The 14,541-nt window shown below is 54.7% G+C and carries 20 protein-coding genes and 2 pseudogenes; 19 read left to right on the top strand and 3 right to left on the bottom strand.

Annotated elements, in window-relative coordinates; all coding sequences use genetic code 11:
* The first annotated feature begins 2 nt into the window (after positions 1 to 2).
* From FEK66_RS06390 to FEK66_RS06320, 14 genes are all read left to right on the top strand, one after another.
* Positions 3 to 296 (top strand): Gp49 family protein, encoded by a 294-nt coding sequence (locus tag FEK66_RS06390; RefSeq protein ID WP_135495256.1) that lies wholly within the window; start codon positions 3 to 5, stop codon positions 294 to 296.
* Positions 286 to 567 (top strand): hypothetical protein, encoded by a 282-nt coding sequence (locus FEK66_RS06385; protein ID WP_032438844.1) that lies wholly within the window; start codon positions 286 to 288, stop codon positions 565 to 567. The genes FEK66_RS06390 and FEK66_RS06385 overlap by 11 nt, the downstream gene beginning before the upstream one ends.
* Positions 568 to 665: 98 nt before the next feature.
* Positions 666 to 980: a phage tail assembly protein gene (locus tag FEK66_RS06380; RefSeq protein ID WP_055311824.1), complete on the top strand. Its 315-nt coding sequence runs from the start codon at positions 666 to 668 to the stop codon at positions 978 to 980.
* A complete protein-coding gene (locus tag FEK66_RS06375) occupies positions 946 to 1,083 on the top strand; it encodes a GpE family phage tail protein (RefSeq protein WP_094948383.1) in 138 nt (45 codons plus the stop codon). The genes FEK66_RS06380 and FEK66_RS06375 overlap by 35 nt, the downstream gene beginning before the upstream one ends.
* 92 nt (positions 1,084 to 1,175) lie before the next feature.
* Entirely contained in the window at positions 1,176 to 3,641 is a 2,466-nt protein-coding gene (locus FEK66_RS06370) for a phage tail tape measure protein (protein ID WP_135495255.1), read from the top strand.
* The gene (locus FEK66_RS06365; RefSeq protein ID WP_135495254.1) at positions 3,641 to 4,525 is read left to right on the top strand and encodes a phage tail protein; all 885 of its coding nucleotides are present in this window, start codon (positions 3,641 to 3,643) and stop codon (positions 4,523 to 4,525) included. Before FEK66_RS06370 ends, FEK66_RS06365 begins: the two co-directional genes overlap by 1 nt.
* A complete protein-coding gene (locus FEK66_RS06360; protein WP_000478225.1) occupies positions 4,525 to 4,737 on the top strand; it encodes a tail protein X in 213 nt (70 codons plus the stop codon). The genes FEK66_RS06365 and FEK66_RS06360 overlap by 1 nt, the downstream gene beginning before the upstream one ends.
* Positions 4,725 to 5,894 (top strand): contractile injection system protein, VgrG/Pvc8 family, encoded by a 1,170-nt coding sequence (locus FEK66_RS06355; RefSeq protein ID WP_135495253.1) that lies wholly within the window; start codon positions 4,725 to 4,727, stop codon positions 5,892 to 5,894. Before FEK66_RS06360 ends, FEK66_RS06355 begins: the two co-directional genes overlap by 13 nt.
* Positions 5,894 to 6,406, top strand: coding sequence for a phage baseplate assembly protein V (locus tag FEK66_RS06350; protein WP_135495252.1), 513 nt, complete (start codon positions 5,894 to 5,896; stop codon positions 6,404 to 6,406). The genes FEK66_RS06355 and FEK66_RS06350 overlap by 1 nt, the downstream gene beginning before the upstream one ends.
* A 54-nt stretch (positions 6,407 to 6,460) precedes the next feature.
* Positions 6,461 to 6,808: a GPW/gp25 family protein gene (locus tag FEK66_RS06345; RefSeq protein ID WP_087768339.1), complete on the top strand. Its 348-nt coding sequence runs from the start codon at positions 6,461 to 6,463 to the stop codon at positions 6,806 to 6,808.
* On the top strand, positions 6,799 to 7,902 hold the full coding sequence (locus tag FEK66_RS06340) for a baseplate J/gp47 family protein (protein ID WP_135495251.1): 1,104 nt from the start codon (positions 6,799 to 6,801) through the stop codon (positions 7,900 to 7,902). Before FEK66_RS06345 ends, FEK66_RS06340 begins: the two co-directional genes overlap by 10 nt.
* Positions 7,895 to 8,473, top strand: a complete 579-nt coding sequence (locus FEK66_RS06335) for a phage tail protein I (RefSeq protein WP_016246279.1) — start codon at positions 7,895 to 7,897, stop codon at positions 8,471 to 8,473. The genes FEK66_RS06340 and FEK66_RS06335 overlap by 8 nt, the downstream gene beginning before the upstream one ends.
* 2 nt (positions 8,474 to 8,475) lie before the next feature.
* Positions 8,476 to 9,318, top strand: a complete 843-nt coding sequence (locus FEK66_RS25920) for a phage tail protein (protein WP_240782955.1) — start codon at positions 8,476 to 8,478, stop codon at positions 9,316 to 9,318.
* 2 nt (positions 9,319 to 9,320) lie between these two features.
* Positions 9,321 to 9,746, top strand: coding sequence for a tail fiber assembly protein (locus FEK66_RS06320; RefSeq protein WP_135495250.1), 426 nt, complete (start codon positions 9,321 to 9,323; stop codon positions 9,744 to 9,746).
* Here the strand turns inward: FEK66_RS06320 and FEK66_RS06315 are convergent.
* Both FEK66_RS06315 and FEK66_RS25915 read right to left on the bottom strand, forming a co-directional pair.
* Complete coding sequence (locus FEK66_RS06315) at positions 9,718 to 10,158, bottom strand: tail fiber assembly protein (protein WP_135495249.1); 441 nt, start codon at positions 10,156 to 10,158, stop codon at positions 9,718 to 9,720. The two genes, FEK66_RS06320 and FEK66_RS06315, sit on opposite strands and share 29 nt — an antisense overlap.
* A gap of 4 nt (positions 10,159 to 10,162) precedes the next feature.
* The gene (locus tag FEK66_RS25915) at positions 10,163 to 10,522 is read right to left on the bottom strand and encodes a hypothetical protein (protein ID WP_346763425.1); all 360 of its coding nucleotides are present in this window, start codon (positions 10,520 to 10,522) and stop codon (positions 10,163 to 10,165) included.
* Between the two features lie 49 nt (positions 10,523 to 10,571).
* Here FEK66_RS25915 and FEK66_RS06305 point away from each other — a divergent pair.
* From FEK66_RS06305 to ugpQ, 5 genes and pseudogenes are all read left to right on the top strand, one after another.
* A pseudogene (locus tag FEK66_RS06305) lies at positions 10,572 to 11,155 on the top strand (recombinase family protein).
* Positions 11,156 to 11,233: 78 nt separating this feature from the next.
* A pseudogene (locus FEK66_RS06295) lies at positions 11,234 to 11,416 on the top strand (glycerol-3-phosphate transporter permease); the annotation flags it as partial.
* Positions 11,413 to 12,258 carry a sn-glycerol-3-phosphate ABC transporter permease UgpE gene (ugpE, locus tag FEK66_RS06290; protein WP_000572183.1) on the top strand — a complete coding sequence of 282 codons (846 nt, stop codon included), beginning with the start codon at positions 11,413 to 11,415 and terminating at the stop codon, positions 12,256 to 12,258. The pseudogene FEK66_RS06295 and the gene ugpE, both read left to right, overlap by 4 nt.
* A 1-nt stretch (position 12,259) precedes the next feature.
* The gene (gene ugpC, locus FEK66_RS06285; protein WP_135495247.1) at positions 12,260 to 13,330 is read left to right on the top strand and encodes a sn-glycerol 3-phosphate ABC transporter ATP binding protein UgpC; all 1,071 of its coding nucleotides are present in this window, start codon (positions 12,260 to 12,262) and stop codon (positions 13,328 to 13,330) included.
* On the top strand, positions 13,327 to 14,070 hold the full coding sequence (ugpQ, locus tag FEK66_RS06280; protein WP_130260957.1) for a glycerophosphodiester phosphodiesterase: 744 nt from the start codon (positions 13,327 to 13,329) through the stop codon (positions 14,068 to 14,070). Before ugpC ends, ugpQ begins: the two co-directional genes overlap by 4 nt.
* Here the strand turns inward: ugpQ and FEK66_RS06275 are convergent.
* The gene (locus tag FEK66_RS06275; RefSeq protein ID WP_130209058.1) at positions 14,057 to 14,497 is read right to left on the bottom strand and encodes a DUF2756 family protein; all 441 of its coding nucleotides are present in this window, start codon (positions 14,495 to 14,497) and stop codon (positions 14,057 to 14,059) included. The genes ugpQ and FEK66_RS06275 overlap by 14 nt on opposite strands.
* Between the last annotated feature and the right edge of the window lie 44 nt (positions 14,498 to 14,541).

Genomic DNA, 14,541 nt, shown 5'->3' with positions numbered 1-14,541 from the left:
TCATGGTGGTACCCAAAGTTGAGCGCAAAACGATAGACGACCTAGTGGCGTCGCTGAGTTATCAGACCCACCACGTTCCGGGCACCACGCTGACAATTGCTGTCGCGCTGATGCCAGATGGCTTTATGGTCAGCAGTGGATTCAGCGCCACGGCGCATCCGGGGCTGTTTGATGAAGAGACCGGCAGGAAAGTGGCCATCGCTAAAGCGCAGCACAATGCGACTGAAGCGCTGTGGCAGTTTGAGGGGTACAGGCTGAAGTCCCAGCTGGCATCGGGGAACCACGATGACCGTTGAGATTGAAGATAAAGGCGGGAACTGTGGTTCGATTGGCATGGGGAATGGCACCTGGTTTACCATCCTCGATATTCCGGGGGTGGAAAACCTTTTTAATACCCGTAAAACCAATGACCCGATTGACTGCACCCGCTCCAAAGCACGGAAGCTCGCTGACCTGATTGAGGCATGGGAGCCACCTGACCACTGGTTCACCGGCATCGGCAAATCCGAAGGAAAGGCACTTCTTATCGCCTTCCTGCGTAACTGCAAAGGCTTTCGCACTCACTGATACCAAAGGGGCTTCGGCCCCTTTCTTCTTAATCCCCTTTAATATCTGCCAGTCCCACCACCGGACATACTGCTCTGAACTTACACAGGAGCACGATCATGTCACAAACCCAATCAGATACTTTTAAGCTGTCTTACCCCTTCACCACAGCTGCAGGCACCAGAGTTGAGCAGGTTGAACTGAAACGCCTGACGGTCAAAGACCTGAAGCAGGTGCGCAAAATCAGTAAAGACCCGGCTGACTGGGACGAGCCGCTGATTGCCCGTAGCACCGGTATTCTTCCGGAAGACCTCGATAACATGGATCTTGCCGACTACATGGAGCTGCAGAAACGATTTCAGCAAGTCACTGGGCTGGGCAAGAGCGACGAAAACGCTGATGCAGGCACAGGGGCTGCTGGCGAGGTGGTTTAGATTTCAGCCGGGGGAGATTGATGCCCTCGATACTGACGATCTGGAGATGTGGCTGGAGCAGGCTGAAGAGCAAATCAGAAGCGAGTTCGGCGATAATCAGTAACTCCTCATCACTTAACAGCCGCTACTCGCGGCTGTTCTGCATGGCTCTCAGACATTTTCCTTCCGTTTTTCCGCTTTCAGAGGATAACCACCGTGGCCAGTGAATTTTCAGTCGGCGTCATTATTGGCGGCATTGTCGGAAGCAGCTTCCGTTCTGCCGTCAGCGGTACACGACGCGCCCTTGATTCCCTGGGCGATACATCGCGCCGCCTGCAGGAACGCCAGAATGCCTTAACCCGTGCAACTGAACGTTATGGCCAGTTAGGCTCTTCCCGGATGCAGCGCCTCAACAGCGACCTGCTGCGGGTAAGTCGCACAATGGAGCAAATTGAGCGCCAGCAGCGCCGTCTGTCAGCAGTATCAGCCACCAGTGACGCGCTGAAAGCTAACCGCATGGCGCTCTATGGCCAGGGAGCAGAAACCTATGCCATCGGCAGAACACTGGGGGCACCGGTCATGGCCTCAGTCAAACAATATGCCTCGTTTGAATCGCAGTTGCGGGATATCAGTGTCACAGGGGATCTGGATGCCCGGCAGGAACAGGCTATTGGTAACGCTATTCGGCAGGCATCGCTCAGGGTTAATCAGCTGCAGGAATCTCTGCTGGGTGGCGTTGGCCAATTGGTTGCTGATGGTATGAACCCGGAACAAGCAGCAAATTTTGCAGGGATGTTGGGTAAGGCGGCCACGGCGACCAAAGCCGATATGACCGACCTTGCCAAAATGACATATGCCTTCAGCGATGCGCTTAGAATCACTGATGCGAAAGAGCTTGAACAGGCGTTTGGTATTGCGGCAACAGGAGCCAAACTTGGGTCATTTGAGCTGAAGGATATGGCAAAAGCATTACCCGGCATGGCTAAAGCCTTCGCAGCTCGTGGTATTTATGGAAAAGATGCAATTACCCAGATTGTTGCCAGTCTGGAGGTCGGCAAAGGTAGCGGCTCTGCTGAGGAAGCGGTCACCAATATGTCCAACTGGCTGGCGGCTATGGGACGCGGAGATACCATCCAGAAATATGCTAAAGCCGGGGTGGATTATCAGGGGTCAATGCAGAATTACGTCGCTCAGGGCTTTTCACAGTACGAAGCCTCACTGGTGATTGCCAACCGTTTTATCGACGGTAAAGGTAAGGCGTTTTTACAGCAATGGAAAGCAGCAGGATCAAGAGGCGATCAGGAAGGCCAGCAGAAGCTAATGGAGTCATTTGGTCTGGCAGAAGTCTTCACTGATATCCAGACTGTTAACCATTTACTGTCAATGCGTCAGGGCTGGGATAAATACCTTTCCAGCAAGCAGGAAATGAATACCCCGTCAGCAATGTCTACGCTGGATAAGGATGCTGCAAAACAAAATAATACGCTCGAAGGTCGTTGGCGCAGAACTCAGATTGGTTTTAACGAGGCAGCCATCAGCATTGGTGAGTCACTACGCCCGGCCTTGATCCAACTGGGTGAGACTTTTATTCCTTTAATGGACAGTATCGGCAAATGGATAGCGGCAAACCCGCAACTCGTGAGCGGTACCATAAAGGTTGTAGGAGCATTACTCGCTTTCAAGATGGCCACTATCGGTCTCAAGTTGGGGCTGAATCTCCTTATTTCCCCCTTTGTTAACGTCTGGAAAAATGCCGTTTTACTGCGGGCCAACTGGCTTCGACTGACGATTGCACTCGGTGAAGGCGGTAAGCTCCGCTGGCTGATAACCGGCTTCAGCGCCGTCGCCAGAGGAGCCAGAACTTTGGGTGGTGTGCTGTCAGGTGGGCTGGTTCGCGGCATTATGATCGCCGGGCGGGCCGTTCTCTGGATTGGTCGGGCGCTGCTTATGAATCCCATTGGTCTCGCCATCACCGCCGTCGCGGCGGCAGCTTACCTTATTTACCGCAACTGGGGCACAGTCAGTAGCTGGTTTAAACAGCGCTGGGCTGACATTAAAGAGGCGTTTAATGGGGGCATCGTTGGGATAGGTAAACTGTTACTCAACTGGTCGCCGGTTGGTCTGCTCTATAAAGCCTTTGCGGCTGCACTGAAATATCTCGGCGTTGATCTGCCAGCGAAGTTCACTGACTTCGGTGGCCATCTTATCGACGGGCTGATAAACGGCATCAAAAACAAATGGGAGTCGCTCAAAACCACCGTAACCGATATGGGCGACAACGTCGGTGGCTGGTTCAAGGAAAAGCTGGGCATCCATTCGCCGAGCCGCGTGTTTATGGGCTTCGGTGACAACATCGCTCAGGGGGCAGCTATCGGCCTGCAGCGCACCACACCACTTGCTGCACTGGCCGGGCAGCGTCTGGCTACCGAAATGACACCGGATGTTCCCCGTATCCCGTCGCCGGAAATCATGGCTGCGGGATATTCAGGTCGTGGCGCAGTTGCAACTGGCGGTGGGACATCTGGCGGTATTCAGGTCAGCTTTAATCCTCAGTTTTTCCTCAATGGCAAAGAAACCGCAGCGCCTGACGGGTTGACCGGCGCACTGAATATGAGCCTGCATGAGCTGGAGAAAATGCTGGAGCGTCTGCTGGCTCAGCAACAACGCAGGAGGTACAGCTGATGTTTGCAGTACTGGGTGATATTGAGTTTGAACTGATTACCTACTGGGACGGCTTCGAGGTCACGTTCGGCGTCGATTATGTGGAGCATCCCCGTATCGAGGGTAAGCCCGGCCTGCAGTTCGTTGGCGATAAGCTGGACGAGATCCAGATAAGCCTGGTCTTCCATCAGCACTATTGTGTGCCCGACGTGGAGCTGGCGAGACTGCGAACGGCCATGAAGGCCCATCAGGCGCTGGCGCTGGTCTTCGGCAACGGTGACTATCGCGGCTGGTTCGTGATTACCGATGTTACTGCGACCAGCGAGCAAACCGACAGCACCGGCAACGTGCTGGCTGTCAATGCCACCGCGTCTCTCCGGGAGTACATCGGCGACCCGAAAAACCCGCTACAGCCTCCTGCGATACGCACAACGGTTCCCGGCGTCGGGGCGGTCTCCGGTGCCGTTCCTTCACCTTCCGGGGTGGCGCAGTACGTTCGCGACGGTGTCAATTATGCCAAACAGGCGCAGTCTGTTCTCCAGACCACTATCAGTGCCGTTCGGGTGGCGCAGAAGATGAAGGATAACCCCGCCGTTGCACTGACCCGCATGCCGGGGCTGATGAACGGACTGGGCAACGTGTCCGGGGCGTTAGGTAAGAGCGTTCCGGCGTTTAATGCACTCTCTGAATCCATGCCTGATGCCATCAGTCTGGCCAGAGCCACCAGTGATGCGGCCACGTATGTACAACAGGCACAGTCTTCGCTGAGCGGAGTCGACGGCAGCAATATCGCGGCGGCGCTGGATGCCGTTTCCGGGCAGCTTAACTCCGCCAGCACCACCTTCACCCGTATGTCGCCGGGGTTAAGCACCATGGCAGCCAGAATACTGGCGAGGAGTGTGTGATGTTTCTTGAACATGTCACCCGTGACGGAGAGCGCTGGGACTCTCTCGCATGGCAGTACTATGGCGACCCGCTGGGCTATCCCCGGATAATTGCCGCCAATCCGCACGTGGCCATCACGCCGGTGCTGCCCTCGGGGCTGTTGTTACTGATTCCGGTTATCGAGGCTGAAGAAGCCACCACAGAAGAGGATATTGCCCCATGGCTGAGATAAACAGCACTGCACAGGCCGCATCAGCGTCAACCGGCGTCAGCGATGTTCTGAGTCCGGTGTTCACGCTGTGGTATCTGCAGAAGAACATCACCACCGATATCGCCCCCTATGTCACCCGCGTAACCTACAGCGATAACATCAAAAGCGAGTCCGATACCATTGAGGTGGAACTGGACGACACCGATGGCCGCTGGCTGGATAAGTGGTATCCGGGCAAGGGTGACACGCTGACACTGAAAATGGGTTATCAGGGCGAGAAGCTGCTGTCCTGCGGTACGTTCTCTATTGACGAGATCGAGGTGAGTTCGCCCGCGTCCGTTGTCGCTATCCGGGGTGTGGCCACGTCGGTCAACAACGCCCTGCGGACAAAATCCAGTCGTGGTTTCGAGAGCACCACGCTGGCGGCTATCGCCGGGCGGATTGCCAAAAAGCATCAGCTGAAGCTGGTTGGCAGTATTGAGTCCATTAAAATTGACCGGGTGACCCAGTATGCTGAAACGGACGTGGGCTTCCTGCGCCGACTGGCCAGCGAGTATGGTTATGCCGTGAAAGTGGTCAGCGACCAGCTGGTTTTTTCTCATCTGGCCACGCTGCGCGGTCAGGAGCCGGTCAGGCAGTTAAAGCCGCAGGATGTGGCCCGCTTTTCCCTGCGTGACACCATCAACCGCGTCTACAAATCCGCGAAGGTAAAACACCAGAAGAGCAGCGATAAAAAGCTGATCGTTTATGAAGCTGATGGCGGTACCAGCGAAAGCGACAAACAAACCAAAGGCGGAAAAGTCACCAGTGCCGACTCACTGAAGGTCAACAGCCGCGTCAGTGACCCAGACAGCGCCCGGATTAAAGCAGATTCGGCGCTGGCCAGACATAACGAATACCAGCAGAACGGCTCCCTGACGCTGATGGGGACGCCCCAGTTGACTGCAGGCAACAAAATTGAACTGGTGGGCTTTGGTCAGTTATCCGGGCCATGGCTGATAACCACTGCCCGCCATGCGTTTGACCGTAACAGCGGCTACATCACCGAGCTGGAAGTGGCACGAGGGCCGGTCACGCAGGGCAAGGCGAAGAAAGGTAAAAAGACCGGCAAAACCCAGACGCTGACCGTCTATAAACCGGACGGCAGCACGTCCACGGTAATAAAGGAGAAGAAATAATGGCAGGTGTCACCCGTCAGGTCGGTACGGTCAGCGCCGTCGATGCCGACAAGGTTCAGGCCCGCGTTCGTCTGCCGGAATGCGATAACCTGCGCACTAACTGGCTTAACGTGCTGCAGCGCAATACCCAGGATAACAAGGATTACTGGCTCCCTGACGTGGGGGAGCAGGTTGAGGTGCTGCTCGATGCCAACGGCGAGGATGGTGTCATTCTGGGCGCGGTGTACTCAGAAGTCGATAAACCGCCGTTCAGCGACAAAAACGTCCGGGGCACGAAATACGCGGATGGTGCAGAGTTCAGCTATAACCGCGCGACCCATACGCTGACGGTCAAAGGCGGTATCGAGCGCGTAGTAATCGAGGTTGCGGTAGGTATCAGCCTGAAGGGAAAAACTATTGATTTGACCGCTGACACCACCACGGTGAACGGCAACCTTGAAATCAACGGCAATGCCCACTCTACAGGCAGCATGCTGTCTGACGGCCCGAACTCCAATCATCACTCCCATTAACCTTCTTAAACGCCTTTAATATCGGCGTTCCCGCACAGGGGCAATACTGCCCCCATGAAAACAACCTCCGTATTCTGGCAACCGGCCCTGCAGGCCCCTGGCGAAATCGTCCGGGGGCTGGATGATATCTGGCAGGCCATTCAAATCATCCTGCGTACTCCTCGCGGCAGCGACCCGCATCGCCCGGAGTTTGGCAGCAATCTGCACCTTTATATCGACTGGCCTATTGACCGGGCCATTCCGCATGTGGTGCGCGAATCCGTCGATGCCATCCGCCGCTGGGAGCCTCGCTGCCAGCTTATATCGGTTAAACCCGCCGTCGATGGCGAACATCTTACGCTCCGGGTGAGCTGGAAAGGCTCTGACGGACAGCCCCGGACTCAGGAGTTGCTATGGCGCTGACAGAACCCGATTTTATTGAACGTGATGCCGATAAAATCACGGCTGAAATGATTGCACAGTACGAAGCTGCAACCGGCAAAACGCTGTATCCCGCTCAGGCTGAACGCCTGTTGATTGACCTGTGGGCATACCGCGAAATGCTGGTCAGGGTGGCGACGCAGGAAGCGGCCAAACAGAATCTGGTCGCCTTTGCCCGTGAGCCGATGATTGATTACCTCGGTGAACTGGTCGGTGTATACCGTCTTGCCGCGCAGCCTGCCACCACCACGCTCCAGTTCTCCGTGGATGATGCGCTGGCCATTGATGTGCTGATTCCGGCGGGCACCCGCGTCAGCGCTTCCGACAGCATTATTTTTGCCACCGATACGGACGTAGTGCTGAAAGCCGGATTGCTGCTGGTCAATGCCACGGCCACCTGTACCGAACCGGGAGCCGCTGGCAACGGCTGGCAACCTGCGCAGGTCAGTCAGTTGCTTGATGAGATTGATAACGTCGATCTGCAGGTGACCAATCTGGCGGCCAGTTCTGGCGGTTCTGAGCAGGAAGACAATGACAGGCTCCGCGAGCGTATCAAACTTGCCCCGGAGTCATTCACTAACGCCGGAAGCCGTATGGCATACCGTTTTCATGCCATGCAGGCCCATCCCAACATCGTCGATGTTGCCGTGCTTTCCCCGGTTCCCGGCACTGTAGAGCTGTATCCGCTGCTCAGTACCGGTCTGCCGGACGACAGCATCCTCACGCTGGTAGAGAGTTTCTGTTCGGACGAAAAAGTCAGGCCACTTACTGATACCGTGCGGGCTAAAACGCCTGTTCAGGTGGATTACACCATTGAAGCCAACATCACTATCTACCGTGATCAGGATGCGAACTCGGTAAAGGACAGCGCTAACAGCGCCATACAGAACTGGGTGGCATCCCGTACCGCCACGCTGGGGCGTGATATTGTCCCCAGCCAGATCATCAGCGTGTTGTCCGTCTCCGGGGTGTACCAGGTTGAACTGGTGACACCGGCATTGCGGGTGGTGGCAGAAAACGAATGGGCAAATTGTACGGCGATCACTCTTAACATGACCGGGGTGTCCGATGGCTGAACCGCTGCAACTGCCGCCGCCGCTTGAGGGTGATATCAGCCTCAGAACGCTGGGAAGACTGGCCGGGCGGCTGGATAACATCGACCTGAGCGTACTGATGGTCTATCTCGTCGATATCGTCGACAGTTCCGCGCTGCCATGGCTGGGCGAGCAGTTCTCACTGTTCGGCGATGGCTGGGAGCTGGCGGAATCGGATGATGTACGCCGCATGCTTATCAAATCCGCTATCGAGCTGCACCGCTACAAAGGGACGCCGTGGTCAATCCGGGAAATTATCCGCCGTTTTGGCTTTGGCGAAGTGGATCTGATTGAAGGCACTGGCCAGATTGGCTACGACGGCAAACACACTTACAACGGGCTTTTCGTCCATGGCGATGCGGAAGCCTGGGCGGTCTATCGCGTCATCCTTCAACAGCCCATTACTAACGATCAGGCGGCGCTGTTACGCCAGACGCTCGCTGCCTTTGCTCCGGCCCGCTGCCATCTGGCGAGCCTTGAGTATCAGTCTGTCGCCATTCGCTACAACAACACCGTCAACTATGACGGTAGCTATAACCACGGGAGCAGTTAATTATGGCAAACCTACCTGAAACCCCGCAGTGGGAAGACGGAATCTACCAGATTGAGGTCTCTGACCCCGTTCTGGGCGGGCCTGACGGAATTTCTAACCGTCAGGCTAAACAACTGGCCAGCCGCACGTCATACCTCAAACAAAAGGTCGAAAAAAGCGGAACAGACCTGGCTGCACATATCGCGGCAGTTGACCCGCATACCCAGTACGCGACGAAAGCCAGTCCGACATTCACCGGCACGCCAACAGCGCCTACGCCTGCAAATAGCGATAACAGCAAGAAGCTGGCGACGACAGAGTTCGTGGCCAAAGCACTTGCGGCGCTTGCAGGCAGCGCCCCTGAGACGCTGGATACGCTCAAAGAGCTGGCTGATGCCCTCGGCAACGATCCGAACTTTGCGACCACGGTGTTGAACAAGCTGGCGGAGAAGCTGGCCAAAGACCAGAACGGCGCAGATATTCCTGACCCGGCGCTCTTTGTCAAAAACCTTGGTTTGGGAACAGCGGCAAAACGGGATGTGGGTACGGGGGTAAATCAGATACCGGATATGAGCTTTCAGGGTTATGGGCCTAATTGGGTCAAAACTGTAGGTGGACTGATTATTCAAAAGGGAACGCTGGGATTTGGCATTGGTTCAAATCTCTCAAGCACTACATTTCCGATCGCGTTTGCGTCAGGGGCCGTAGTCAATCTCACGTGGTCTGACGTCACGTCAGGTGGCGCAGTTCCGGGGACTACAATGTCTTATGGAATAGTCGTGGGGTCACAAACCAGGACAGGTTTTCAGGCCTGGATGAGTGGTGCCGGTGGATTCAACCTCTCATATATAGCTGTGGGGTATTGATAATGAAATACAGATATTCTGGCGAGACAAATTCCTTTTATCCCTGGGCATTATTTGATGATTACAAACGAGCTAATGCATGGCCTGAAAATGGGGTTGATGTTGACGAAGATATTTTTACGGAATATAGCGGCACACCGCCAGAAGGCAAAACTCGCGGCCCGGATGTTAATGGGAAACCAACATGGATAGATGTACAACCACCATCTAAAAAAGAACAAATTATCGCTGCGGAATTTCAGAAATCCGCGTTACTGGCGGAGGCAACGGCGATTATCGCCCCACTGGCAGATGCTCAGGCAGGAGGCTACATCGACGATGTTGACGTGCCACGTCTGGCTGAATGGCAGCGGTACCGCTACAAACTGACTAAAGTCGATACCAGTACCGCGCCTGGTATTACCTTTCCGCCGAAGCCGGAGGCATAGGCCATTCAATATCTGGAGCACTGGAAGTATCGACTATTCCTAGTGCATCCAGATAATCCAGCCACAAATTGTATTGAGCCAGTTCTTCGCCTTTCAGGCGGCCTATGACAGCCTTGCCAGGCCACTGCTTGTTGTTAATATAATCATTGACATCATCGATGCGTCGTTGTTTTTCGCAGGTTGCCGAGTCAATAATTTGTTCTGGTGTCGGTTCCGGTGCATCTGCCCATACAGGCATCCCATCTTCTCCGGCAACCCGGACTTTCTCTGGATTCACTCTCACAAATTCCAGAAAAACATCTTCCCCTACCGCCACTCCACTTTCCGGCCAGGTGTCTGAATGTTCATAGTCAGCCTTCAGAATAAATGGGTAGAAAGCATTTGTTTTACTGTCATACAGATATTTATTCATATTTTCAGTAACCTATCAAAATACATGAACCACCAGAAATGGAGTCACTGGCGCGAGAAATAATAGTTGATGTCGGTCCGGTGCCAACATTTATTGCAAACGTGGTAATCCTACCGCTGGTTGGTTCATATCCGGCACCAACTGCAAAGCCTGAAATTCCCCCGGGGAAAGGAACAGGCAAGGTAATAACCTGGTCACCATCATGGGGAGGAATGGGAACCCACTGAACAAGTTTATCTGGAAGTTTTTGCCAGTAGAGTCCCGACTGAAAACTCGACATATCCGGTATCTGATTTACCCCCGTACCCACATCCCGTTTTGCCGCTGTTCCCAAACCAAGGTTTTTGGAAAAGCAGTTACACATAGTGAAATCTGCAAAAATCCTCCCACCGCGACATAGAGGAGGAAAATTGATGGCCATCATTGGTTATATCCGCGTATCAACAATCGACCAGAACAGCGATTTACAGCGTAATGCGCTCACAAGCGCAAACTGTGACCGCATTTTTGAAGACCGTATGAGCGGAAAAGTTGCCAGTCGCCCCGGTCTGAATCGCGCTTTAAAGTGCGTTAATAGCGGAGACACCTTGGTTGTGTGGAAACTGGACAGGCTGGGGCGCAGCGTTAAGAACCTGATCGCACTGATATCAGAATTGCATGAACGCGGTGCCCACTTCCGCTCTTTAACAGACAGTATTGATACCAGCAGTGCCATGGGGCGCTTCTTCTTTCACACGTCATGTCGGCACTGGCGGAGATGGAACGTGAGCTGATCGTCGAACGAACACTGGCCGGGTTGGCAGCAGCCAGAGCACAGGGACGCATAGGTGGAAGGCCCAACGCTTTAAAGCCGCATGAGCGGGAACAGATTGCACGGCTATTGGATAAGGGGCATACCCGCCAGCAGCTTGCCATTATCTACGGGGTGGGGTTATCGACGCTCTACCGGTATTTTCCGGTAGATAGTCAGAGGAAGGATGACGCGATAGGATTGTAATTCTTTTGCAAATATTGAAACGCCGCAGCGGTGCCATTTATCTCACGGAAATGGGCGCATTTATCGCGCGGCGCATCAGCCGCCACGTCCGGCGGGCCGGTTCAGGCCACCACGACGCTGATTTATAAGATCTACCGCGAAGGCTTTACCGGACTGGATCTGGCTTCGTCTGCCGCGCAGTCGGTGGTGTTGATGTTCCTCGTCATCGTGCTGACGGTGGTGCAGTTCCGCTATGTTGAAAGCAAGGTGCGTTACCAATGATTGAGAACCGTCCGTGGCTGACGATATTCAGCCATACCATGCTGATCCTCGGGATCGCGGTGATCCTCTTCCCACTGTACGTGGCGTTTGTCGCGGCGACGCTGGATAAACAAGAAGTCTACGCCGCGCCGATGACGCTTATTCCCGGCACGCATCTGCTGGAAAACATCCACAATATCTGGGTAAACGGGGTTGGTACGAATAGCGCGCCGTTCTGGCGGATGTTGCTTAACAGCTTTGTGATGGCGTTCAGCATTACGCTCGGCAAAATTACCGTCTCGATGCTCTCGGCATTTGCCATTGTCTGGTTTCGTTTTCCACTACGTAACCTCTTCTTCTGGATGATTTTTATCACCCTGATGTTGCCGGTTGAAGTGCGTATCTTCCCGACGGTGGAAGTCATCGCCAACCTGAAGATGCTCGACAGCTACGCTGGTTTAACGCTGCCGCTGATGGCCTCGGCGACCGCTACCTTCCTGTTCCGCCAGTTCTTTATGACGCTGCCGGATGAACTGGTGGAAGCGGCGCGGATCGACGGCGCGTCGCCAATGCGTTTCTTTTGCGACATCGTTTTTCCGCTGTCAAAAACCAATCTGGCGGCGCTGTTTGTGATCACCTTTATTTACGGCTGGAACCAGTATTTGTGGCCGTTGTTGATTATTACCGACGTTGATCTCGGCACCACCGTGGCAGGGATTAAAGGGATGATCGCCACTGGCGAAGGCACCACGGAATGGAACTCGGTGATGGCGGCGATGTTGTTAACCCTGATCCCACCAGTAGTGATTGTTTTAGTGATGCAGCGTGCCTTTGTGCGCGGCCTGGTCGATAGTGAGAAATAAGATGGCAGGACTGAAATTACAGGCAGTAACCAAAAGCTGGGATGGCAAAACCCAGGTCATTAAACCGCTGACCCTTGATGTGGCGGATGGCGAATTTATCGTGATGGTCGGGCCGTCTGGCTGCGGGAAATCGACGTTATTGCGAATGGTGGCCGGACTGGAGCGGGTAACGACGGGCGATATCTGGATCGACCGCAAGCGTGTCACTGAAATGGAGCCGAAAGATCGCGGAATTGCGATGGTATTCCAGAACTACGCGCTCTATCCGCATATGAGCGTTGAGGAGAACATGGCGTGGGGGCTGAAAATCCGCGGCATGGGCAAGCAGCAAATCGCCGAGCGCGTTAAAGAAGCGGCGCGTATTCTGGAGCTGGACGGCCTGCTCAAACGTCGCCCGCGTGAGCTATCCGGCGGTCAGCGCCAGCGTGTGGCGATGGGGCGCGCGATTGTGCGTGAGCCGGCGGTGTTCTTGTTTGATGAGCCGCTCTCTAACCTCGATGCCAAGCTGCGCGTGCAGATGCGGCTTGAACTACAACAACTGCACCGTCGCCTGAAAACAACTTCACTCTACGTTACCCACGATCAGGTTGAAGCGATGACCCTCGCCCAGCGCGTGATGGTAATGAACGGCGGTGTTGCCGAACAGGTTGGCACACCGGTGGAAGTGTACGAAAAGCCCGCCAGCCTGTTTGTGGCGAGTTTTATCGGCAGTCCGGCGATGAACCTGCTGACAGGCCGCGTGAATAACGAAGGCACGCATTTCGAACTGGAAGGCGGTATTGCGCTGCCGCTAAACGGTTACTATCGCCAGTATGCCGGGCGTAAAATGACCCTCGGTATCCGCCCGGAACATATTGCGCTAAGTTCGCAGGCAGAAGGCGGCGTGCCACTGGTGATGGACACGCTGGAGATCCTCGGCGCAGATAACCTGGCACACGGACGCTGGGGGGAACAGAAGCTGGTGGTGCGACTGGCGCATCAGGAGCGCCCGACGGCAGGCAGCACGCTGTGGCTGCATCTGCCGGAAAATCAGCTACATCTTTTTGATGGTGAAACAGGACAACGAGTATGAGTAACTGGCCTTATCCCCGCATCGTCGCTCATCGTGGCGGCGGTAAGTTGGCCCCGGAAAACACCCTGGCGGCAATCGACGTAGGGGCAAAATACGGTCATAAGATGATCGAATTTGACGCGAAGTTATCGAAAGATGGCGAGATCTTCCTGCTCCATGACGATAATCTCGAACGTACCAGCAACGGTTGGGGCGTTGCGGGCGAGCTGAACTGGCAGGATTTACTGCGCGTGGATGCAGGCAGTTGGTACAGCAAAGCGTTTAAAGGTGAGCCGCTGCCGTTGCTTTCGCAGGTGGCGGAACGCTGTCGCGAACATGGGATGATGGCGAATATCGAAATCAAGCCCACCACTGGCACCGGGCCATTAACGGGCAAAATGGTGGCGCTGGTGGCACGTGAACTGTGGGCCGGTATGACGCCGCCGCTGCTGTCATCGTTTGAGATTGATGCTTTAGAAGCCGCACAATTGGCGGCACCGGAACTGCCGCGTGGTTTATTGCTTGATGAGTGGCGCGACGACTGGCGCGAACTGACCGCGCGGCTGGGCTGCGTCTCTATTCATCTCAATCATAAGTTGCTCGATAAAGCGCGAGTGATGCAGTTGAAAGACGCTGGACTGCGGATTCTGGTGTATACCGTCAACAAACCCCAGCGCGCGGCAGAGTTGCTGCGCTGGGGCGTGGATTGCATCTGTACCGATGCGATTGATGTGATTGGTCCGAACTTTACGGCCCAATAGTTTTCAACGGAATGTCAGGCTGCGACGTGCTGGGCGGATTCAGCATGTCGCCGTTTTTCCTCTCTTGCAGCATATGCTGCTGATTTAGCGAACTATCCGGATTGTGGTTACTGTTTAACATCCCGCCGTTGGTGTTGGGCAGCATTTGCTGCCGGGCAGGATTTAGCTCCCCCGGCTGCGACTGCAATACCCGCTGAGAGTTGCTATTAATCTGATTTTCTAAATGCTGCTGTTGCAATTGCGTCTGAGTTTTCAGTTGCTGATTCAGCATCCCTTTTTGCTGGATTTGCTGAGTCTGCATTTGAGTTTGCATCCGCTGCTGGCTGGGGATCTGATACCCCGGCTGGTTAGGATTATTCAGAGTATTAATGGGCTGTGCAAAGCCGACAAACGGCAGGAGTGCCGTCAAAAGCAGAAGTCGTTTCATCGCGTATCCTCCTCTGAAGATATCCTTTAAGTTTACTCGCTTCC

Source organism: Escherichia sp. E1130 (assembly GCF_005781065.1).
GTDB lineage: Bacteria > Pseudomonadota > Gammaproteobacteria > Enterobacterales > Enterobacteriaceae > Escherichia.
This window is presented reverse-complemented; position numbering and strand designations above follow the sequence as displayed.